This is a genomic window from Rhodococcus cercidiphylli, assembly GCF_033042225.1.
Taxonomy (GTDB): Bacteria; Actinomycetota; Actinomycetes; order Mycobacteriales; family Mycobacteriaceae; genus Rhodococcoides.
The window spans coordinates 287,750-309,330 of the sequence record NZ_JAWLKE010000007.1 but is presented as its reverse complement, the minus strand read 5'-3'; the positions used below and the strand labels follow the sequence as shown (position 1 = coordinate 309,330).

General features: G+C 64.5%; 19 protein-coding genes. 8 read left to right on the top strand and 11 right to left on the bottom strand.

Annotation, left to right across the window (positions count from 1 at the left end; all coding sequences use genetic code 11):
• Positions 1 to 34 precede the first annotated feature (34 nt).
• Complete coding sequence (locus R3P95_RS19705) at positions 35 to 760, bottom strand: DUF6319 family protein (RefSeq protein ID WP_149406876.1); 726 nt, start codon at positions 758 to 760, stop codon at positions 35 to 37.
• Positions 761 to 1,156: 396 nt separating this feature from the next.
• Here R3P95_RS19705 and R3P95_RS19700 point away from each other — a divergent pair, with 396 nt between their 5' ends.
• The 3 genes from R3P95_RS19700 to R3P95_RS19690 are packed head-to-tail and all read left to right on the top strand — an operon-like array spanning position 1,157 to position 5,902.
• Positions 1,157 to 3,454 (top strand): glycerol-3-phosphate 1-O-acyltransferase, encoded by a 2,298-nt coding sequence (locus tag R3P95_RS19700; RefSeq protein ID WP_149406875.1) that lies wholly within the window; start codon positions 1,157 to 1,159, stop codon positions 3,452 to 3,454.
• Complete coding sequence (locus tag R3P95_RS19695) at positions 3,451 to 4,878, top strand: HAD-IB family hydrolase (protein WP_149406874.1); 1,428 nt, start codon at positions 3,451 to 3,453, stop codon at positions 4,876 to 4,878. Before R3P95_RS19700 ends, R3P95_RS19695 begins: the two co-directional genes overlap by 4 nt.
• Entirely contained in the window at positions 4,871 to 5,902 is a 1,032-nt protein-coding gene (locus R3P95_RS19690; protein ID WP_149406873.1) for an adenylate/guanylate cyclase domain-containing protein, read from the top strand. Before R3P95_RS19695 ends, R3P95_RS19690 begins: the two co-directional genes overlap by 8 nt.
• Here the strand turns inward: R3P95_RS19690 and R3P95_RS19685 are convergent.
• The 8 genes from R3P95_RS19685 to R3P95_RS19650 are packed head-to-tail and all read right to left on the bottom strand — an operon-like array spanning position 5,884 to position 13,251.
• Positions 5,884 to 6,945 (bottom strand): MSMEG_0565 family glycosyltransferase, encoded by a 1,062-nt coding sequence (locus tag R3P95_RS19685; RefSeq protein ID WP_149406872.1) that lies wholly within the window; start codon positions 6,943 to 6,945, stop codon positions 5,884 to 5,886. The two genes, R3P95_RS19690 and R3P95_RS19685, sit on opposite strands and share 19 nt — an antisense overlap.
• A complete protein-coding gene (locus tag R3P95_RS19680; protein ID WP_037194809.1) occupies positions 6,942 to 7,793 on the bottom strand; it encodes a carbon-nitrogen hydrolase family protein in 852 nt (283 codons plus the stop codon). Before R3P95_RS19680 ends, R3P95_RS19685 begins: the two co-directional genes overlap by 4 nt.
• A 7-nt stretch (positions 7,794 to 7,800) precedes the next feature.
• Positions 7,801 to 9,075, bottom strand: a complete 1,275-nt coding sequence (locus R3P95_RS19675; protein ID WP_149406871.1) for an MSMEG_0569 family flavin-dependent oxidoreductase — start codon at positions 9,073 to 9,075, stop codon at positions 7,801 to 7,803.
• A complete protein-coding gene (locus R3P95_RS19670; RefSeq protein ID WP_149406870.1) occupies positions 9,072 to 9,362 on the bottom strand; it encodes an MSMEG_0570 family nitrogen starvation response protein in 291 nt (96 codons plus the stop codon). Before R3P95_RS19670 ends, R3P95_RS19675 begins: the two co-directional genes overlap by 4 nt.
• Positions 9,355 to 10,248 (bottom strand): carbon-nitrogen hydrolase family protein, encoded by an 894-nt coding sequence (locus R3P95_RS19665; RefSeq protein ID WP_149406869.1) that lies wholly within the window; start codon positions 10,246 to 10,248, stop codon positions 9,355 to 9,357. Before R3P95_RS19665 ends, R3P95_RS19670 begins: the two co-directional genes overlap by 8 nt.
• Entirely contained in the window at positions 10,245 to 11,675 is a 1,431-nt protein-coding gene (locus R3P95_RS19660) for an MSMEG_0567/sll0787 family protein (protein ID WP_262498485.1), read from the bottom strand. Before R3P95_RS19660 ends, R3P95_RS19665 begins: the two co-directional genes overlap by 4 nt.
• Positions 11,662 to 12,717 (bottom strand): MSMEG_0568 family radical SAM protein, encoded by a 1,056-nt coding sequence (locus R3P95_RS19655; RefSeq protein WP_149406868.1) that lies wholly within the window; start codon positions 12,715 to 12,717, stop codon positions 11,662 to 11,664. The genes R3P95_RS19660 and R3P95_RS19655 overlap by 14 nt, the downstream gene beginning before the upstream one ends.
• A 9-nt stretch (positions 12,718 to 12,726) precedes the next feature.
• Positions 12,727 to 13,251 (bottom strand): MSMEG_0572/Sll0783 family nitrogen starvation response protein, encoded by a 525-nt coding sequence (locus tag R3P95_RS19650; RefSeq protein ID WP_068048684.1) that lies wholly within the window; start codon positions 13,249 to 13,251, stop codon positions 12,727 to 12,729.
• Between the two features lie 250 nt (positions 13,252 to 13,501).
• Here R3P95_RS19650 and R3P95_RS19645 point away from each other — a divergent pair, with 250 nt between their 5' ends.
• The gene (locus tag R3P95_RS19645; RefSeq protein WP_149406867.1) at positions 13,502 to 13,882 is read left to right on the top strand and encodes a hypothetical protein; all 381 of its coding nucleotides are present in this window, start codon (positions 13,502 to 13,504) and stop codon (positions 13,880 to 13,882) included.
• Complete coding sequence (locus R3P95_RS19640; protein ID WP_149406866.1) at positions 13,875 to 14,279, top strand: hypothetical protein; 405 nt, start codon at positions 13,875 to 13,877, stop codon at positions 14,277 to 14,279. Before R3P95_RS19645 ends, R3P95_RS19640 begins: the two co-directional genes overlap by 8 nt.
• Before the next feature lie 159 nt (positions 14,280 to 14,438).
• Here the strand turns inward: R3P95_RS19640 and R3P95_RS19635 are convergent, their stop codons facing one another.
• Entirely contained in the window at positions 14,439 to 14,867 is a 429-nt protein-coding gene (locus tag R3P95_RS19635; RefSeq protein ID WP_179272040.1) for a type II toxin-antitoxin system Rv0910 family toxin, read from the bottom strand.
• 59 nt (positions 14,868 to 14,926) lie between these two features.
• On the opposite strand from R3P95_RS19635, the gene R3P95_RS19630 reads away from it, so the two are divergent.
• The 3 genes from R3P95_RS19630 to R3P95_RS19620 all read left to right on the top strand — a co-directional run bounded on the left by R3P95_RS19630 (position 14,927) and on the right by R3P95_RS19620 (position 19,713).
• The gene (locus R3P95_RS19630; RefSeq protein ID WP_149406865.1) at positions 14,927 to 17,197 is read left to right on the top strand and encodes an ATP-dependent DNA ligase; all 2,271 of its coding nucleotides are present in this window, start codon (positions 14,927 to 14,929) and stop codon (positions 17,195 to 17,197) included.
• A 226-nt stretch (positions 17,198 to 17,423) separates the two neighbouring features.
• On the top strand, positions 17,424 to 18,638 hold the full coding sequence (locus tag R3P95_RS19625) for a lipase family protein (RefSeq protein ID WP_068048673.1): 1,215 nt from the start codon (positions 17,424 to 17,426) through the stop codon (positions 18,636 to 18,638).
• An 85-nt stretch (positions 18,639 to 18,723) separates the two neighbouring features.
• The gene (locus tag R3P95_RS19620) at positions 18,724 to 19,713 is read left to right on the top strand and encodes an iron-siderophore ABC transporter substrate-binding protein (RefSeq protein ID WP_317533507.1); all 990 of its coding nucleotides are present in this window, start codon (positions 18,724 to 18,726) and stop codon (positions 19,711 to 19,713) included.
• Here R3P95_RS19620 and R3P95_RS19615 read toward each other — a convergent pair.
• Entirely contained in the window at positions 19,710 to 21,575 is a 1,866-nt protein-coding gene (locus tag R3P95_RS19615; RefSeq protein WP_317533508.1) for an ABC transporter ATP-binding protein, read from the bottom strand. The genes R3P95_RS19620 and R3P95_RS19615 overlap by 4 nt on opposite strands.
• Positions 21,576 to 21,581: the final 6 nt, after the last annotated feature.

Below are 21,581 nucleotides of genomic sequence, written 5' to 3'. Positions count from 1 at the left end.
AGCAACAACAGGTGTACGAACACGAGCGAGTCGCTCATACGTCCTGCTCGAGGGCGGCAAGGGTGGTGCGCGCCTCCTCTAGTTGTCGGCTCAGTTCCGCGACGCGTCGAGCGGCTTCTTCGCGCGCGTGGGAGATGACGGCCTCGACTGCGTCGCGTGCGGTGGGATCGCCCAACTCCCGAACAGCGCGGCTCACCGACTCGGGGCTCACCGGTTGCGATTTGGTGGGCCGCTTCGCCCCCTGGGTGACCGTGACCGACCAATCGTTGTCGGCCCCCGCATGAATGGTGACGCTGACGCCGCCCGGCGCCTTCTTGGCTCGACGGGGAGCCGGACTCGGCGGTTGCACGGCCTTGGGGCGTTCCGCCACCGTCTTGGGCTGTGCCGGTTCCGCGTCGGGCCGAACCGCTACGGGTTTGGGTTGCACCGGCTCGGCGCTCCTTGCCGGCGGCGCCTGAGGCGGTGCCACCTTCTTCGCGGGCACGCGCTTGGCCGGCGCAGGCGGGGTTGCCGCGTCGCGAGTGATGCGCAGTTCCTCTGCCTCGTAGGGCAATTCGTCGTTGACACCCTTCGGGCTGATGGTGACCGTGGTGCCGTCGATCGAAACGACCTTCGCCGACGTACCCTCGGGCAGGCCCAGACTCGGGTTGGGTTCACGAAGATAGACGGTGGCGCGACGCCCCTCGGCGAGCGCGGCGGCCAGAGCCGTCAGGTTCTCGGGAGTCAACGAATCGTTCACGGCGCGCCCACGGGGTGGCATCGACTACCGGCCTTTCTCGAAAGTGTTTGCGAATACTGTCGCACACTTGCAGGTGAGATGGGGCCGGGGCAGCGCAGGGCGCGTCGGATCGGCGTATCGAGAGGGGGGTTATCTGTTAATCCAAGTAACTGTAACCTCAAGTAACTGTAACTTGGATTAACACTTAGATTTGCTTGGCCGGGAAGGCCGATGCATCTCACTGTATACGACAGCCGGCCTGCGCGCCGCGCGCGCACTCGAGAAGCCATCGACCCCACCGGGGTACCCGCGAGTAGCCGCGCGACTCTCGGCGACATCGGCGTCCCGGAACCACCTCACCGAACCGCCCTCGCACACGGTTTCTGCCGCGTAGCCTGGCGGCGTGCCTTCTTGCGAAGGTACGGAACAGGAGTTTCGATGTACCACCTCGACGCGGACGAACAGTCGCTCAGCGACGGTCCGCACGTGTATTTGCTCGACGCCAAATCCACCCTCGAGGTTCAGGCTCTGAATCAGTGGATCGACGCCACCACGCCGGACGGCGAACCGCGACCGCCGTCGGTGGTGCTCTCCGGTGAGGCGAAAACGTCACTGTCGGACAGTGTTCGCGGCTACGCCGACGATCCGCTGCTGATCCCGCTGCGGGTGACTCTGTCCGATCGCAAGAGCGGCATTCTGCACCGAATCTTCGCGCCCCGTGGTCGGTCCAAGCCAACGCAGGTGTGGCAGCGATGGGTGGCAGGCGACGACCCCGACCACTCCGCGGTGTTGGTCGGTGAGCCCGCGACTCTCAGTGATCTGCAGGATCGGTTCGAGCGCGGCGGCGGCACGTCCCTGTCATCGTTCATTCTTCGTCAGGCCAGTCTGGCGCTGGACAAGGCCGAGCGCGGCGTCATCGGCTCCGAGTACAAGATCCCGCGATTCGTCGTCGAGGACATGACGGAACAGAAGAAGTTCCGGGACGGAATCACCGAACTCGCGGAGGAGGTCGGCCAGGATCGCGACGCCGTCGACACCCGCGTCCAGGAGATCCTCGGTGAGATGGTCGCAACCGAGACCCGTCGCGCGGTCGAGATGTGGGGAACCCTCGGGGCGTACTTCTCCCGGGCGTACAAGGTCGACGTGGATCGTGATCAGTTGCAGAAGGTGCGCGAACTCAACAAGAACTATCCGCTGGTGTTCCTGCCCAATCACCGTTCCTATCTCGACCCGCTCGTACTGCGTCCGGCACTGCTGGCCGAAGGCCTGCCGCTCAACCACGTCATGGGCGGCATCAACGTCGGCTTCTGGCCGCTGGGTCCGATCGCCAAGCGCAGTGGCGTCGTGCTCATCCAGCGCAAGTTCTCCGACGCGATCTACAAGTGGACGCTGCGTCAGTACATGAGCTTCCTGCTGAGCAAGCGGTTCAACCTCGAGTGGTACATCGAGGGCGGCCGTAGCCGCACCGGGAAGCTCCGCCCGCCGCGGTTCGGCCTGCTGACCTATCTGGTGGACGCACTCGAGACCAGCGATGCCGAGGACGTGTACCTGGTTCCGACGTCCATCACCTACGACCGGCTGCACGAGGTCGGTGCGATGGCCGAGGAATCGCACGGCGCGAAGAAGCAGGCCGAGGGCATTCGGATGGCCATCGGGTACATCCGCGCGCAGGGCACGTTGCGCGGCAACGTGTACCTGAACTTCGGCGAGCCGATGTCGGTGGCGTCGATCGTCGCCGAGAACTCCGACAAGCGAGTGGCGGTGCAGAAGATCGCGCTCGGTGTCTCGCACGCGATCAACGACGCGACTCCGGTAACGCCGGCCGCATTGGTCACCATGGCCCTGCTGGGCATCGAGGATCGCGCCCTCAACGTCAACGAGATGTGGGCCATCATCGCCCCGCTCGCCCGCTACATCAAGCGCCGCAACCTGCCCACCGCGGGCGGCGTGGATATCGCCGACGTCGACGTCGTGCGCTCGGCCGTCATCGCACAGGTCAACGCCAACGTCGTCAAGCGTTTCGACGACGGTCCCGAGCCCCTGTTCTACCTGGCTCAGGACAAGCATCTGGTCGCAGCGTTCTTCCGCAACAACGCAATCCACTTCTTCGTCATGCGCGCCATCGGCGAGTTGGTCGTGCTGCCGACCAGCGGCGATTCGACGCCACTGACCCAGGAGTCGCTGTGGCAGTCGGCACTGCAGTTACGTGATCTGCTCAAGTTCGAGTTCTTCTTCGGCGACAAGAAGGACTTCGGCGAACGGCTCGAATCCGAGGTCGATCTCATCGACCCGGACTGGCGCGCCAACATCAGCGACCCCGAATATGCTGCACGGCAACTGCAGTCGCAGGATCTGCATCTGGCGCACCGCGTGTTGCAGCCGATCTTCGAGGCGTACCAGGTGGTTGCCGATCAGCTGATGTTGCTGCCGCAGAGCGGTGAGTTCGACAAGGCGAAGTTCATCACGGAATGCCTCGGTGCGGCTCAGGCCAGACGACTTCGTCAGCAGCTCGATCACAGCGAGTCGATCTCCGGCGAATTGTTCGATACAGCATTGCAATTGGCCGAGAATCGCGATCTCGTCGACTCCACGTCCGACGGTATAGCCCGGCGGCGTCGAGCATTCGCGCTCGAGATCGACGAGTGGGCACGCAAGGTACGCACGATCCGCGACATGGCCCACCAGATGCTGCGCGAGGTAGAACCGATCTCGGCCCCCGAGGAGAACAATTCATGACCGAGTTCGACGATCGACTGATCGCGATTGCCGCCGCTCCACCCGGCCGAGACACCGTTGCGTTCTTCGATCTGGACGGCACCCTGATCAACGGGTTCTCCGCCCGTGCAGTATTTCTCGAACGGCTCAAGACTCTCGACGTGACGGTCAAGGAACTGTGGGAGATATCGAGTGCCGTCGTCGAGATGCGGATGCGCAACTCCCCGGTCGACAACCTGATGGGCAAGGCCGTCCGGGGCCTGGAGGGCCGTCGGGAAGACGATCTGATGGAACAGGCAGACACGCTGTTCCGCAACGAGATCGCGCCGATGATCTACCCACAGGCCCGCATCCTCGTCGAAGCACACCGTCACGCCGGTCATCGACTGGTGATGGCCACCTCGGCCACGCCGTACCAGGCGCTGCCCGTACAGCAGGACATGATGTTCGAGACACTGCTGTGCACCACTCCGGTGGTCACCGACGGCATCCTGACCGGGGAGCTGGTCGGCGATTCGCTGTGGGGACCACGCAAGGCCCAGGCCGCGATCGACTACGCCGAACGTGAGGGAATCGCTCTCGCCGGCTGCTTCGCCTACTCCAACGGCGGTGAGGACATTCCACTGCTCGAGGCCGTCGGCCGTCCCATCGCCCTCAACCCGGATCCCGAGCTGCAGCGCTACGCCGCCAAGAAGAAGTGGCCCTCCCTCACGTTGGAGAGCCCCAAGCGCGGCACCGATCTGACCTCGGCCGTGCGCAGCACCGCAGCCCTGGGGTCGGTGCTGGCCAGCGCATCGATCGGCCTCGGCCTCGGGTTACTGACGCGCAGCAGGCGCAACGGAGCGAACATCACGAGCACCATTGCGCCGGACATCGCTCTGACCATTGCCGGAGTCAAGCTCGACGTCACCGGCACCGAGAACGCGTGGTCGGCGCGGCCTGCCGTGTTCATGTTCAACCATCAGAGCACCGCCGACTCGATCATCGTCACCTCCATTCTTCGACGGGACATCACCGCGGTCGCCAAACGAGAACTCGAACGCGACCCACGATTCGCACTGCTCGGAAGGATTTTCGACGTCGCCTACGTCGATCGTGGTGATCCCTCTCAGGCGCGCGAGGCGATGCGTCCGGCCATAGAGAAATTGCACAGTGGCATTTCCGTCGCCATCGCGCCCGAGGGCACGCGGATGCCGACGTCGCGTCTCGGCCGATTCAAGAAGGGCGGCTTCCACCTGGCGATGCAGGCCGGAGTGCCCATCGTTCCCATCGTCATCCACAACGCGGGTGACGTGATGTGGAAAAAGGATTTCACCGTCCATTCCGGTACCGTCAAGGTCACCATCGGCGAGCCCATTCCCACCACGGACTGGGAGCCCGACAAGATCGACGCGTACGTGGACGATGTCCGTTCCTATTTCGACAGAACGTTGGGATATGCCTGAGAACCAGATCAACTCGGTGGTGCAAGCGGAGATCGAACGCAATCTCCTGGGTGGCACTCCGAAGTACACCCGGTCCGACATCGTCGACAGGTCGGGGTTGCCGCTCGAACGGGTAATCGCGCTGTGGATCGGCATGGGCTTTCCCATCCACACCGATACCGAGGCCGTCGTCTACACCGATGCGGACCTCGAGGCACTGAAGTTGATCACCGGACTCACCGAGCAGAAGGTCATCAAGCCCGAGATGGAGGTCGCGATCGCGCGCACTCTCGGCCAGTCGATGTCCAGACTCGCGGAATGGCAAGTGGGCGTGGTGAACTCTCACATCCTCGAGCGCATCACCAGCAGCGACGAGGACCAGAACGACATCGACGCCATCCGGCACAACGCCAGGGATATCGCTGCCGAGACGGTCCCCACCCTCGAAGCACTCCAGGCGTACACCTGGCGACGGCACTTGGCCGCGGCGGCCGGACGGTCCATCGCCGCTCCCGACGACGCCACCGACAGCCCCGTCATGGCCGTCGGCTTCGCGGACATGGTCGGCTACACCAGCCTGACGCGTCGACTCGACATCGGCGAACTGACCACGCTCCTCGAGGAGTTCGAGTCTCTCGCCACCAATATCATTGCGCGCGGGCGTGGTTCGGTGATCAAGAACGTCGGCGACGAGGTGATGTTCAGCGCGCAGACTCCCGAGGACGCCGCCCACATCGCCCTCGACCTGCAGGACGCGTTCGCCGAACAGGAAGACATGCCGGATCTGCGGGTCGGGCTGGCCTGGGGGCCGGTTCTCGCCCGTTACGGTGATCTGTACGGGTCCGTGGTCAACATCGCTGCGCGCCTGACCAGTTCGGCCAATCCGGGAACGACTCTCGTCGACACCGTCATGACCGAGGAACTGCGTCACGACTCCGAGTTCTACCTCAAATCGATTCGCTCACTACGGGTCAAGGGTTTCCACAAGCTCAAGCCCCATCGGCTCAAGCGCAACAAGCGCAGCGGTCACCGGAGCGAGGAGTAGAACTCCAGATGTTTACGCGCAGCCTCGTCCCACGTGAGGCTGTGCGCCAGCGTCAGGCCCGGTAGCGGATCCTGCGGTTCTCGCACGGCACGTTGAAGCTCGGCTGCCATGGTCTGCGCCGAGGACGCGTAGGTGACGCTGTTGCCGAACACTTCTCGCAGTACCGGCAGATCTCGCGCGACGACGGGAGTCGACGCCGCGAGTGCTTCCATGGCGGCCAGTCCGAAGCCCTCCTTGGTGGAGAAGAACGGCAGCACAGCAGCCTGTGCCACGAGATGCGGCAACTCGTCGTCGTCGACGGTACCGAGTATCACCGGTTCGATACCGAGTTCGGCTGCGCGGCGGTCGAATTCCGCGCGATAGTCGCGATAGTCGAACAGCGTCTCGCCGCCGGCGAAGACCAATCTCAGGTCGTGCGCCCGCAGCCGGGCGAAGGCGTCGAGCAGATCCAGGCTGCCTTTGCGCGGTTCGATACCTCCCACGGCGAGCACGTATCGGCCGAGCTTCTCGCGCCAGTGCGATCGGCCCGATTGCGCCGCTGCGGTGAACCTCTCGGCGTCGACGCCGTTGGGGATGACCGTGGGCTCGAATCCCCATCCGCGGCGAACGTCGCTCGCCACCGCCGCCGACACGCAGATGCGCGCGTACGGGGCGGTGATCGCGCGTTCGTGGCACGCGGCCAGCTCGGGCGTGGTGAACTCGTCCAGGTGATGGATGGTCCTGATGCAGCGGCCGACGGCATTGGCGGAGATGCAGTCCTGCGCATGGACGATGTCGTACTCCTCCGGTGTGAACGCCTGCCGCAGAACATCTATCGACCGCAGAATTCGTTCTCCGACGTTCTCCCCTTCCCGGTGCTCGAACGGGACCATTCTGATGTCGACGGCGGGGTCCACGTCACGAAAGAACGTACTGTCGCCACCGCGGCCGAGGGCCCACACCGACACGTCCTGCCCGGCGCGCGCCAGCGCCTCGGCCAGCGCCAGTGTGTGCACCACTCCGCCGCGCGGCTTGGACGAGTAGGTCGACAGGCTGATCTTCACTGACCCGGCTTCTCCTGCAACAGATTCGGGTAAGCATCCACTCGACGCTCGGCCAGGTGATGCAGCCCCCGGCGCGCTCGGTCGACCTCGGCGTCGACATCGATCTCGTGCACCGCAAGGCCTCCTTTGGACCAGGTCCGCGCCAGCACGTCGCCACCGGGGCCGACGATCTTCGCCTGCCCGAGAAAGCGCAGCGAACCCATCACTCCGGTTTGATTGGACGAGACCAGCACCACCTGGTTCTCGGCCGCCCGGGCTGCGTCGTACAGATCGAACAGACGGGACTGCCGATCGTTCGGAAGAGAAGACGCTCGATCCGTGACGCTGGCGGGCCAAGCAGACAGGGCCGCAATGATTCTCGCGCCGTCGAGCGCCAGCGTCCGCGCCGACTCCGGGAACGTCTTGTCGTAGTCGATCAACATGCCCATCCGCCCCACCGGGGTGTCGAAGGCCTCGAAGTGGTCACCGGCCGCGTAGGCGAGCGACTCCCCGAGAGGTTGGTGCACCTTGCGATGACTACCCAGGATTCCGTCTCCGGTCAGACAGGCAGCAGCGTTGTACCGCAGACCTTTCGACAGCTCGGTGTAGCCGATGCAGATCGTCATGTTCCCGGCCGCGGCGATGATCGCCGCCAGTTCCGGACCGTCGGGATCGAGGGTGGGCGGCAGTTCCGCGGGATCCGGATTGCTCAGACTGTTGATGTAGCCCCCGAGGGACGCGTCGGGCAGCACCAGGAGATCGATGCCTTCTCGGGCCGCACTGGAGATGATCGTGGTGATCTTCAGTACGGCTCGGTCGACATCTCTCCCGAAATGCGCTGCCAGCGCGCCGATCTTGATGGGGGCCACGAGAAGCTCAGACCATCTGACTCTGGGGTTGTGCGGCACTGATCTCGAGACCGATCTGATCGGCGAGGAACGCAGCGTCCCTCGCCACCGAGGCGAATCGCCCCGAACCCCAGGTGTGCTGCCACGGCAGACCGAGGAAGTACAGGCCGGACACCGAGGTGACGCCTCGGTTGTGCGTCGGGTGGCCCTCGCCGTCGAACGCGCCGACCTTCAGCCAGCGATAGTCGGTGCGAAAGCCGACGGACCAGACGACGGCCTTGATATCGGCGGCGGCGAGGTCGAGTTCGGTGGTCTCGGTCTCCGGACGCCACACCGGAACGTAACGCTCCTCGCTCGGCGCGCTGATTCCCTCGCGCTCGATGTAGGCGTCGATGTTGTCCTTGATGCTCTCGGCCACGCGGTCCGCAGCGTCGAGGGATGCCTCGAGGGTGGGCGCGAACTGCAGAACGCCGTCCTCGACTCCCAGTAGGCGGCCGTAGAGTTTCATGCCCTCGGTGGCGAATGCGCGCAGGTCGATGTCTCGCCCACCGTCACGTCCGGTGACGTAGTGGTTCGTGTTCTCGCGTTTGCCGACGCCGCCGGGTTGATCTTCGATGGAGACATCGTAAACCCCCATGTCGTGCAACCAGGCGACACAGTCGCGGCCGCGATAGAAGCGCGCGACGCGGGGAGCGGTGCCCGCCACCAGATGGACGCGGCGGCCGTCGACGTGCAGGTCCTCGGCAATCTGGGCACCGGACTGGCCGGTGCCGACGACCAGCACGTCGCCGTCCGGGAACTGGTGTGACCCGCGGTATTCGGAGGAGTGGATCTGGACGATGTCACGTGGAAGCTTCTCGGCGAACCTCGGGATTGTGGGGATGTGGTACCCACCGACGGCGACGACGATCTGATCGGCATGCATGGGGCCGGCGGAAGTCTGGAGGTCGAAGCCACCCGCCGCAGACTGGAGTGCTTGATCGACCGAAACGTGCTCTCGGACCGGTGCATCGAAGCTTTCCGCGTAGCGACGTACGAAGGCGTACACCTCGTCACGCTGCATGAATCCGTCGGGATCGTCACCGTCGTAGGAGTACCCGGGGAGCGCGCACTGCCAGTTCGGCGTCACGAGGGTGAAGTTGTCCCAGCGGGAGTCCTTCCACTCGTGCGCGATCGTCTCACGCTCCAACACCACATGTTCGATGCCACGCTGAGTCAGATGCCAACTGATGGACAGGCCGGCCTGCCCGCCGCCGATGACGATCACGGAGTAGTTTTCTATTGCACTGTGATTCTCCGTCATAGCAATTCAGCTCCCGACATGCTCAGTACGCGAACAGCACCGGCCTCGTACGAGGCACTGACACCGTGAATCTCCTCCATCTGCTGCGCGGCCGAGGTGCACCGCATGCCGAACTTGGCGAGCACTCGATCGCTCGCGATCGTCAACGCCTCCGACGTCCGTTGCACGAACTCTGCCACCGGGTAGTCCTGGCCGGGCGTCAGGTAGTCGTGCATCACCAGAGACGGTGAATAACAGGACTGTTCGCGTCCGTCGGGCCATCGAACGAGGAACGACATCTCAGGCATGGATCGGCTCCTTCGTGATGGTCCGGTACACGGACGGTCGGCGATCACGAAGGTTGTACATGCCGCCGCCACGTGCTGCGCCGATGAGGGCAGCGACGTCGACGGTGGCCGTCGCCAAGCCGGGTTCGACGCCCGTGCCGGCGAGAATCTCCCCGCCGGGCCCGACGATCTTTGCGCTGCAGACGAATCGGAGAGATCCGAAGGTACCTGCCTGATTGGCTGCGACCCAGATGATCTGATTCTCGAGAGCGCGGGCTCGGTCGTAGATGTCGAACCGCTGCTTCCAGCGGTCCTCTTCCATGTTCTCGACAGTGGCGGTGCGGGCCGTCGGCCAGGCCGAGATGGAGGCGACGATCTCGGCACCGTCGAGCGCCAGTTCCCTTGCTGCCTCGGGGAATCCCTTGTCGTAGCAGATCTGCATCCCCATGCGGCCGATCGGAGTGTCGAAGGCGGAGTAGCTGTCTCCCGCGTCGTAGCAGAGATTTTCACCGAGCGGCTGGTGCACCTTGCGGTACGAGCCGAGGATTCCACTGCCGTCGACCGTCACTGCGGCGTTGTAGCGGGTATCGCCGTCCTTCTCGCAGAAGCCGAACGTGATGACGGTGTCGCCGGCCATGTCGACGACGCGTCTGATCTCGGGGCCGTCGAGTTCGAGGGCCGGCGGCAGGGCTTTGAGTCGACGCTGCCGCGATTCCTCGGTCTCGTCACCCCCGCCGAGACTCGGCAGGTAGCCGCCGAGGCAGGCCTCGGGCAGGACGAGCAGTTGGCTACCGCGATTGCGCGATTCCTCGAGCAACGCGGCGATGGTGGCGTAGCCCTGCTCCATGTCGCGTCCGAATTCGGCTGCGGCGACGGAAATGGTGATGGGCTTCGGGTGGGTGGTCATGCTTCTCCCAATCCGGTCACGGTGGACGTGACCGCGCGAGTGGTGATTCCGTCGGGCCATCGCAGTGCGACGCCCGGAATGTCGGTGAGCTCTCCGCAGACTGCGGACAGCGCAGGTCCGGACGGTGCAGTGGGTGCACCGGGACGGTCCGCGGTGATCATCGCGAACCCTGGAAAACACGTGATCCATTCGCCCATCGACGCTGCGTCGGGCTTCGGTATCGAGGCGACGTCGAGTACTGCACCCGTCCCGCTCGCCTCGGCCAGCATTCCGGTGGTGCCGGCCAGGCCTGCCATCGAGACGTCCTTGGCGGCCTTGGGTGCGGTTCGGGAAACGAACGTCGCCATGGCCGTCAGTTCGTCGGAGTTCCGACGAGACGACGAATCCCATTGCTGACCATGGTATCCGCGTCGCCACTCGCCTTCGATGTCTGCGGTGAGCGTCAACCGATCGCCGACGCCACCGCCACCGGCCGGCACCGGTCGCGAGGTCCGGCCGAGTGCGGTGACCGACAGCGACGACGGCACCCCGGCCTGGGTGTGGCCTCCGAGCACCGGAACCTGCCACGCTGCAGAGGCATTGGCGAGACCCCGGATGATGCGGGTCAGCCGACTCTGCGTGGGTGCGCCGACGGAATCGAGCATGCCGACTGCTCGGGCACCCATCGCCGAGAGGTCGTTCAGATTGACCAGCGCGGCACACCAGCCGGCCCACTCGGGGTCGCGATCGACCATGGACGGGATGATGGCATCGCACGCAGCGATCATGTCGCTCCCCGGTACCGGAACGCCGTCGTCTCCGCGAAAGCCTTTGGCACCGAGTCCGAGTGGCTGCGCCCGGAGAGGTGCGAGTACCCCGGCGAGCATCGCCTTGGTCGAGGAGACGAGCCGTTCGATCCGGTCGATCGGCCAGTACATCGCCACGTGCGGAGTGTCGGCCACCACGACGTCGCCGCGGCGAATCCACCCGAGGCGGGTGAACAGTTGCTCGTTGCTCTTCTGCACAGTCGCGTCGAATCGAAGAACACCTCTGCTCTCGGCGTGAGCGCAGGCAGCCCGAACAAGGGCAGGCCCGACGCCGGAGGTGCGCGCCGAAGCAGCGACCACGAGCCGGCTTCCCGCCCACCACCCCAGATCCGCCGCGGTGCAGGGTGCCAGCCGCACTCCGCCGAGCACGGTGCCGTCCCGATCGGTGGCGACCAGAACGACTGCTCGAGGGTCGTCGTCGATGTCGTCCTGATCGGTGCCGGCGAACAAGCCCTGTTCGGCAACGAAGGTCGCCCTCCGGAGTGCACGATAGGCGTCGAGCTCCGCTGTACTTCCGCACGGCTGGACGATGAACCCGGGCTCGACGACAGTGGTTGCAGTACCGGACAATCCGGCAAGGTCGCCCAGTTCCACGACACCGAACATGTCAGCCTCCCGCATTCTGCAGAACGCTGCACGCACCGCATGCCGCGCAGCCTGCCTTCTGTTCGGATCCGAGCATCGCCGCGGCCTGAAGTTCCTTGGCGACGCGTCGGGTGACGTTTTCGAGAACGTCTCGGCCGGGGGCCGTCGCTCGGTCGATGTCCACTGCCAACGTTCCGGCCAGCGGCCGGAACGGAACCACGAAGGGGTAGACCCCCATCTCGATCAGTTCTGCTGCGCCTGCGACCAATTCGTCGGGATCCTCACCGAGTCCCACCAGGATGTAAGTCGAAACCTGGTTTCGTCCGAAGACACGAACCGCTTCTTTCCACGCCGCGCGGTACTCGTCCATCGAGACCGAGGCCTTGCCCGGCATCCACCGGCGTCGAACGTCGTCGTCGAGAGATTCGACGTGGATGCCGATGGATTCGGCTCCGGCGTCGTACAGATCTTGGATCGTCTGCAGATCGCCGGGAGGTTCGCACTGCACCTGGATCGGCAGCTGTGGAACCACCGCCTTGATCGCGCGCACGCATCGGGCCAAGTGGCGAGCACCGCGGTCCTTTGCAGCCGAGGTGCCCGTCGTCATGACCATCTGTGTGACGCCGTCGAGTCGCACCGCCGCCTCGGCCACCTCGGCCAACTGCGCCGGGGTCTTGACCGCGATGGTGTCGCCGGCCTCGAGCGAGGCCTCGATGGAGCAGAAGCGACACCGCTGGTCGGCGTCGTAGCGGATGCACGTCTGCACCACTGTCGTAGCGAGGACGCTGGAGCCGTGCAGCTTGGCGATCTTCTCGTAGGCGACGCCGTCGGCGGTGGCGAGGTCGTAGAACTTCGGGCGATCGACGGCCTGAACATCGAGTCCGATGTCGTTGCCGTCGAACAACACTCGACCCTCTTCGAGAACGTACGGGCTGAGCGGATTGCGGGGGATGGCTGCGCCGAGGCCATCGATGCGGACATGTCCATCGTCACTCGGGCCTGCACCGGCAGTTCTGGACACCGGCGTTGCTCCTCGAATTCCGAGCAACGCCAGATCCACGCGTGTAGAGATGGACATCGGGATCCCCTAGACCATGTAGGTCGAATTGATGATGGCACCCTTGCGCGCGTAGTGGATCAACGCGTCCTGCACGTCCAGGGGGTGGGCCGGGATGACGCCCTCGATGAGGTCCTCTTCGCGGCCACCGTGCAGTGCGAGCCCGAAGCGGCAGCAGAACACGGTGCCGCCCTCGGCGATGAATGTCGCGAGCGAATCGTTGATGTTCTGCTCGCCCGGGAAGCCGGAGTCACCGGTCGTCGGAAAGCCCCGAGTGGCAAGGCAATTGATAGCGCCGGGGCCGTAGAAGTACATGGCGGACTCGAAGCCCTTGCGCAGAGCGCGGGTGGCCTGGAGCACAGCGACGAAGGAGACCGACGACTCGTGTGCGATGCCGTGCACCAGCGTGAAGTAGCTCTCGCCGTTCTCGGCCTTGTAGTCGGGGAAGATCTTGGTGGAGCCGTAGATGTTGCTGCCCTTGGGGAGTGAGGGGTGCGGAATCTCTTCGAGCGACTTCTTGATGTTCTCGGCGATGGCCTGGTCGATGTCTGACACGGGTGTCTCCTGAAGTTCGCAGAGCTGGCTGGATGAGGTGGACGCCTGTGGCCACCGTGGGAAGAAAGGTCATGTCCGGCGAGAGAGCAGATCCTCTGCGGGCATGGAACAAGTACAAGCCCCATCCATTTCCGATTGGTCACACCCGGAACAACGCCGTGTTTCGAGGGCCTCACAGTGTTGACGTGGCGTTACGCGGATAGTGTGGAGGTCGAACCACCCATCCACTCCGAACTTGACGAGGAACTCGATGATCGGCGCCGTCACCGGCTTGTTGTACGCGTTGTCCCTGGTCGTAGGCATCTGGGTGCTCGCGAAGCTCGCCATGAACCGACCGGTCCTGCTCAAGAACAAGTCCGATCGAGCCCTGTTCTGGACCATCGCTGCCACCGAGGCCGTCGTCGCGCTGCAGGCCGTCATCGGATTCGTCATGATGTTCACCTCGGATCGAGACATACACCGGCTGACGTTCGGGTCCTACCTCGTCGGACTGCTGTTTCTGCTTCCGCTCGGGACGTGGTGGTCCCTTGGCGACCGCTCCCGCGGCGGCACCGCGGTACTGCTCGTTGCCGTCCTCACCCTCGCGGCCATGGTGCTGCGCCTGAGCCAGATCTGGGCCGGATATGCCTGACAACCTCCAGCAAGCAACGCGCACCGGATTCGGGCGCTTCCTGATCGCCGTCTACGCCGTGTTCGCCGTCGCGGCGACAGCACGCTCGATCGTTCAGCTCGCCACTCGATTCGACGACGCCCCGATCGCGTATCTGCTGTCGGCTTTCGCGGCGGTGGTCTACATCGTGGCCACGGTAGGACTGGCCCGAGCAACCGAGGCATCCCGACGCGTGGTGACGGTGTCCTGCATCATCGAACTCGTCGGAGTCGTCGGCATCGGTGCCCTCAGCTACATCCAGCCCCAGGACTTCCCGGAGCCGACGGTGTGGTCGCACTTCGGATCGGGCTACGTCTTCATCCCGGTAGTGCTCCCCATCGCGGGACTGTGGTGGTTGCGAAAGACTCGGCAGCGGTAGGGGTCTTCCGCAATTTTTGCTCCACTCGGACGGGTCGCACGCGGGGAATCTCTCGATCGAGGCCTTGAGTGGAGCATCCCATGCAGTCTCCAGCCCCGCACCGAAACACCGGTGCGGGGCTGGAAGAGGTTGTCGTGCAGCTACTTCAGCAGAGACGTGTCAGCTCAATGCCGCCAGGTTCGCAACGGATTTCTTGACATCGGTGTCCAGCGCCCGCGCCACCACCGATCCCACCGGACCGAACAGCACACCCCCGCCGAACTTCGCGTCGAGTGTCAGCTCCGAACCACCCTCGGCCTCACGCACATGGACCGTCAGCGAGATCCGCACCCCGCCCTTGCCGCGGCCGGACATCTCGATCAACTTCGGCTCTTCGTACTCCGTGAAGGTCCAGTTGATCGTGTTCTTGAAGCCCTTGACCTTGACCAGCGACTCCACCTCGGTGCCCTTGCCGACCTTCTTCGGCGGTGGGCTGCACCATCCACCGTGAATGGTCATCCACTCGTCGAACCGATCGAGCGCGGAAGCTTTGTCCCACGCGCCCTGCGGATTTTCGGGCATCTGTACCGAGACACTGATCGTCGCCATGTATTCGAGCCTGTCACAACTCCCCCGCATCTTCAGACGGCGGCCGTTAACCTATGACGATGGCCACGCTCGAGATCGAGGGTCGGAAGGTCTCCGTCACCAACCTCGACAAAGTGCTGTTCCCCGAAACCGGCACCACCAAGGGCAACATCATCGAGTACTACGTTGCCATCGCACCCGCCATGCTCCCGCACCTCGTCGGCCGAGCCGTGACCCGTAAGCGCTGGCCCAACGGCGTCGACCAGTCGTCGTTCTTCGAGAAGAACCTCGCTGCGTCTGCCCCCGACTGGCTCGATCGACGTTCGATGCAGCATTCCGACCGCGTCGTCACCTACCCACTGTTCTCCACCGCAGCCGATCTCGCGTGGCTCGGCCAGCAGGCGGCCATCGAAGCGCATGTGCCACAGTGGCGATTCGACGGCAACGATCCCGGCCCCGCCACCCGCATGGTCTTCGACCTCGATCCCGGTGACGACGTGGATCTCGCCCGGTGCGCCGAAGTCGCCTGCGAGATAAGGGATCTGATCGGCGATATCGGGATGACCGCGTATCCGGTCACCAGCGGCAGCAAGGGAATTCACCTGTACGTCCCGCTGGAGAAACCGCTGTCGACCTCGGGGGCCTCCACCGTCGCCAAACGTGTTGCCACGCTGCTGGAAGAGCGCTCTCCGGACCGGGTGACGGCAACGATGGCGAAGGCAAAGCGAACCGGTCGAGTGTTCGTCGACTGGAGCCAGAACAACGGCAAGAAGACGACGGTCGCCCCGTACTCGCTACGCGGGCGAACCCTACCCACCGTCGCAGCACCACGCACGTGGGACGAGCTGGAAGCGACGGGCCTGCAACAGCTTCGGTTCGAGGAGGTGCTCGAGCGATTCCGTGACCTGGGCGATCTACTGGCAGAACTGGACCCCACCATGGAGTCGGCACCCGAAAGTAGCGCTACCACCGACAAACTCGTCAAGTACCGCAGCATGCGCAGCGCCGACAAGACTCCCGAGCCGATACCGACCACCACCGAGCCGCAGGGCAACAACGACACCTTCGTCATTCAAGAACATCATGCCCGACGGCTGCACTACGACTTCCGACTCGAACACGACGGCGTCCTGGTGTCGTGGGCCGTTCCGAAGAACATCCCGGTCGACCCGCAGCAGAATCGACTGGCGGTACACACCGAGGACCACCCGCTCGAATACGCGACATTCTCCGGACGAATACCCAAGGGCGAGTACGGCGGCGGCGACGTCACGATCTGGGACAGCGGAACCTACGAACTCGAGAAGTGGCGAGACGACGAAGTCATCGTCGTCCTGCACGGACAGAAGGCGCGCGGGCGGTTCGCGCTGATCCGCACCAAGGGCAGCCAGTGGTTGATGCACCTGATGAAAGACGCACCCGACAAGCCCGAGCCCAAGAACATCTCACCGATGCTCGCCACCGCAGGCGACATCCGCGATCTTCCGAACGACGAGTGGTCGTTCGAGGGCAAGTGGGACGGGTTCCGCATCGTCGCCGAACTGACGCACGGCTCGATGACGCTGCGCACGCGAAGCGGTAACGACTACACCGAGAAATTCGGTGCACTCCAATCGTTCGCCGACGACCTTGCCGAGCACGACGCCGTCGTCGACGGGGAAGTCGTCGTGTTCGACGACAGCGGTGTCAGCAGCTTCGAGAAACTGCAGAACGCGACCCGTGACGAGATCCGATTCATCGCGTTCGATCTGCTTCACCTCGACGGCACGTCACTGCTGCGCAAGAAGTACTCGGATCGACGACGGTTGCTCGAACTTCTCACCACCGGACTCGACTCCGTGCTGGTGCCACCACGACTGACGGGGACCGCTGCGGATGCCATCGCCGAAAGCAGAGAGCGGGGCTGGGAAGGTGTCGTCGCCAAACGCACCGACTCCGTCTACCAACCCGGCAAGCGCGCCCACACCTGGATCAAGTTCAAGAACTGGCGCACCCAGGAAGTCGTCATCGGTGGGTGGCGTCGGGGACAGGGTCGCCGTTCCGGCGGGTTCGGATCGTTACTGATGGGCATCCCCGACGGGGAGCGACTGCGCTACGTGGGACGCGTCGGAACCGGGTTCGACGATCGTGCGCTCGATACGCTCGGTGCCCTCCTGGCCCCTCTCGAGGCGTCGGACAGTCCCTTCTCCTCGGTGTTGCCCCCGGCCGATCGGAACGGAGCGGTGTGGGTCGAGCCTGTACTCGTCGGCGAGGTCCGGTTCTACGAGGCCACGGAATCCGGCCATCTGCGGCATCCGAGCTGGCGCGGTCTGCGCCCGGACAAGGAACCGAAGGCGGTGCGTCAGGAATGACAAGAATGCCCTCGGTCGAATACTTGATTTCTACCGAAGAAACGAGCATAGGTAACGTTCGGTTGCCATAAAATGAGCGGATGCGTACCGTGGCGCACATCGTTTCCGGGGGAGCGTAACAAGTCACGAGTCGTCAGCTATAACGGTTTGCGGGCCGGCTCTATGGGGGCTTGCCAGATCACCGCAGCGCTCGTCGCTTCGGTTCAGGCACGGAGGGGTTTACCACATGCGGGTTCTCAAGTTGGCAGGTGCTGTCAGCATGACGGCGGTTGCTGTCCTGTGTTCGTCACTCGTCGGCGCAGGTCAGGCAGTTGCAGCGCCGTTGTATCCGACGCCTATCGCCGACGGCTTCTACTCTCCGCCTGTGGATCTCGATGCGCTCGCACCGGGCGATGTGATCTCGAGCCGTCCGATGCCCCCGCCCCCCGGATTCTTCGGCGTCGACGTGTGGCAGCTGAATTTCCGCTCCACCAATTCGGCCGGCGATCCCATCGCCGCAATCAATACCGTGTTGGTTCCGCAAAACAAAGCACCCAACGGGCCGGTGCTTTCCTACCAACACATCATCAATGCTCTCGGTCTCGAATGTGCACCTTCACAAGCGCTGTGGACGAACGACCCCAATCTCCAGATTCGTGAAGCACCCGCACTGAATGCAGTACTGCAGCGCGGCTGGACCGTCGTCATCGCCGATCACCTCGGACCCAACAGCGCCTACGGTGCCGCCAGGCTCGGCGGACAGATCGTGCTGGACAGCATTCGCGCCACTCAGCGCTTCGATCCCATCCAGGTTCAGCAGAGCCCGGTCGCGTTGGCCGGCTACTCCGGTGGCGGAATGGCGACAGCATGGGCAGCTGCGCTTCAGAACGACTACGCACCCGAGCTGAACATCGTCGGCAGCGCGAACGGTGGTGCTCCGATGAACCTCGAGCGCATGGCCCGAGATCTCGGTTTCGCCCCGCACCCCATGTTCGGTCTGGCGTTCGCTGCCGCGCTCGGAATCGAGCGCGAGTACCCCACCCGCATCCCGATCAGCTCTCAGCTCAACCCGCTCGGCAAGCAGATCGAGAGCCAGATCCAGAACGGGTGCACCAACGACATCATCGCGGCAGGCGCAGGCAAGAGCGCCATGGAGGTCGCTGGCACGCTGGACCTGATCAGCAGCCCGGAAGCGATCGCCGCCGTCAACGACAACAGCGTCGAGCTGTACCCCGGCGTACCGAAAGCACCGTACTTCGAGTGGCACAGCCCCTCCGATGCGTTGATCCCGGTCAGCGCCATCGACAACACGATTGCCCGGTACTGCCGCGCCGGAGTACTGGTGACCGAGGTAAAGGTGCCCAGCAACGATCACCTGACTGCTGCAGTGCTCGGCCTTCCGCAGGCACTCGAATGGATCGACCAGCGATTCGCCGGTGTACCGGCGACGTCCACCTGCTGATCGGGACGTCCGACCCCGGCACATGATCGACGCTTCGATGGGTCGGTTAGGCTAACCTCGCTAAGTTCCGTTGCGAGGAGACCCCATGAAGAAGTCCGTCCAGCTCGTCGTCGCCGGTGCCTCGGTTCTGGCGCTGGCCGTCGGCTGCTCGTCCACCGACGAGCCCGAACCCACCGGTAACTCCGGGAGCGCCGACGGATTTCCGGTCACCGTCGATCACCGATTCGGTGAGACGGTCATCGACACCGAGCCCACCCGCGTCGTGACGATCGGGTTCAACGAGCAGGACTTCGCCCTCGCGCTCGGCGTCAAGCCCGTCGCGACCCGCGGCAACCTCAGCTACGACTACCGGCAGCGCCCATGGGCCCAGGAAGCGTTGGGCGGTACCGAGATTCCCGAGGTCGGCAGCACCGATCTCAACCTCGAACAGATCGCGGCGCAGGCACCCGACCTGATTCTCGGCCCGTACTCCTTCATCAACCAGGGCCAGTACGACCAGCTCTCCGGGATGGCCCCGACGATCGCCGACATCGGCGGCTATGACAACGTTCCGGCCGCGACGTGGCAGCAGGAGTTCGCCGTCGTCGGCGAAGCACTCGGCAAGCAGCAAGAAGCACAGGACCGGACGGCCACGCTCGAGCAGAAGTTCGCCGACACCGAGGCCGAGAATCCTCAGTTCACCGGCAAGTCACTGTCTCTCGCGTTCGTCATGGACGACGGCAGCTACCTACTGCTCGGCAGGGACGACATCCGCGCTCTGTTCTTCACCGACCTCGGCTTCGAGATTCCCGACGCCTCCGAGACCATCAGTCCCGAGAACCTCGACCGACTCGACACCGACGTCCTTGTCATCGCCGGCCAGAGCCGCGAGCAGCTAGAGGCCAACCCGATCATCGCCGCACTCGACGTCGTCGAGCAGGATCGAACCGTCTACATCGGCTCGTTCAGCACCGATCTGCCCTCGGCCCTGGGATATTCGAGTCCGCTCTCCCTGGACTACGCCATCGACGGATTCACCCCGATGCTCGCAGCGGCGACCGACGACGACCCGTCCACGGTGGTTCCGGACGCTTAACCGGATTGTGCGAACTGCGTCCGATGCAGTTCCTCGTAACGACCTCCCGCGGCGAGGAGCTCGTCATGCGTACCTCGCTCGGCGACTCGCCCGTCCTCGATCACCAGGATCACATCGGCTACCCTGATGGTCGAGAGCCGGTGCGCGATGACCACCGACGTCTTTCCTTCCAACGCCTCGGCCAACGCAGCCTGCACGGCGGCCTCGGACGTCGAATCCAGTGAAGCCGTGGCCTCGTCGAGAATGACGACTCGTGGTTGCGCGATCAGCAACCGCGCGATCGTCAGGCGCTGACGCTCACCGCCGGAGAGTCGGTACCCTCGCTCGCCGACGACGGTGTCCAGGCCGTCGGGCAGCGATCGCACGAGGTCGGCCAGCCGCGCCCTCGACAGCGCATCCCACAGTTCGTCGTCGGTTGCCTCGGGCCGAGGCAACAACAGATTCGACCGGATGCTCTCGTGGAACAGATGACCGTCCTGGGTCACCATTCCCACTGTGCCGCGGACGGATTCGGCCGTCAGGTCTCGCACGTCGACGCCTCCGAGTCGAACCGCACCGCCGTCGACGTCGTACAGCCGTGCGATCAACTGTGCGATCGTGGACTTGCCCGCACCGGACGTACCGACCAGCGCGACCATCTGACCGGGTTCGGCTCGGAACGAGACGCCGTGCAGCACTTCCTCTCCCCCTCGTGAATCCAGGGTCGCGACCTCCTCGAGGGAGGCGAGCGAGACCTTGTCCGCAGACGGGTACGCGAACCGAACGTCGTCGAGCTCGACGGCCACCGGCCCCGGCGGCAGAGTCTGGGCGTCCGGCTTGTCTGCGATGAGTGGAACCAGATCGAGAACCTCGAAGACCCGCTCGAAGCTGACCAGTGCGCTCATGATCTCCACCCGAGCACTTGCCAGCGCAGTCAGCGGGGAATACAGGCGAGCCAGCAGAAGAGACAGCGCCACAACCGAACCCGGGTCGAGCGTCCCCCGCAGGGCGTAGAAGCCGCCGAGCCCGTACACCACGGCCAGGGCCAGTGCCGAGACGAGAGTCAGCGCCGTCACGAACACCGTCTGCACCATGGCGCTGCGTACACCGATGTCTCGGACGCGCTTGGCGCGCACCGCGAACTCGACCGATTCCTGTTCGGGATGACCGAACAGTTTCACCAGTGTTGCTCCCGGTGCCGAGAATCGTTCGGTCATCTGCGTACTCATCGCCGAATTGTGAGCTGCCGCTTCACGTTGCAACCGCGCGAGGCGTCGACCCATCCGGCGAGCGGGAAGCACGAACACCGGAAGCAGAATCAATGCCAGAAGCGTGATCTGCCAGGAGATCCCGATCATCACCACCAGGGTCAGCACCAACGTCACCAGGTTGCTGACGACCCCGGACAGCGTGGTGCTGAATGCGCGCTGCGCGCCGATGACGTCGTTGTTGAGTCGACTCACCAGCGCACCGGTGCGGGTTCGGGTGAAGAATGCGACCGGCATGCGCTGCACGTGATCGAACACCGCGGTCCGCAGATCCAGGATCAAACTCTCGCCGATGTTCGACGAGAGCCACCGATTGATCAGACCGACCACGGCGTCCACCAGAGCGATGGCCGCGATCGCCACGGCGAGCCACACCACCACTCGTAGCTCGCGCCCGTCGACGATGGCGTTGACCACCCGGCCGGCCAACACCGGCGTGGCCACGGCGAGAACGGCCAGGGCCACGCTGAGCACCAGGAACCCACCGAGGGCACGGCGATGCGGCGCAGCGAACGTCAGGATCCTGCGGGCCGTCACCTTCGAGAACGACGACTGAGTGTCCGGCCTGTTCATCGTGCGATACATCTGGTTCCAGGCGGTCATCTCCATGCTCATGTCATC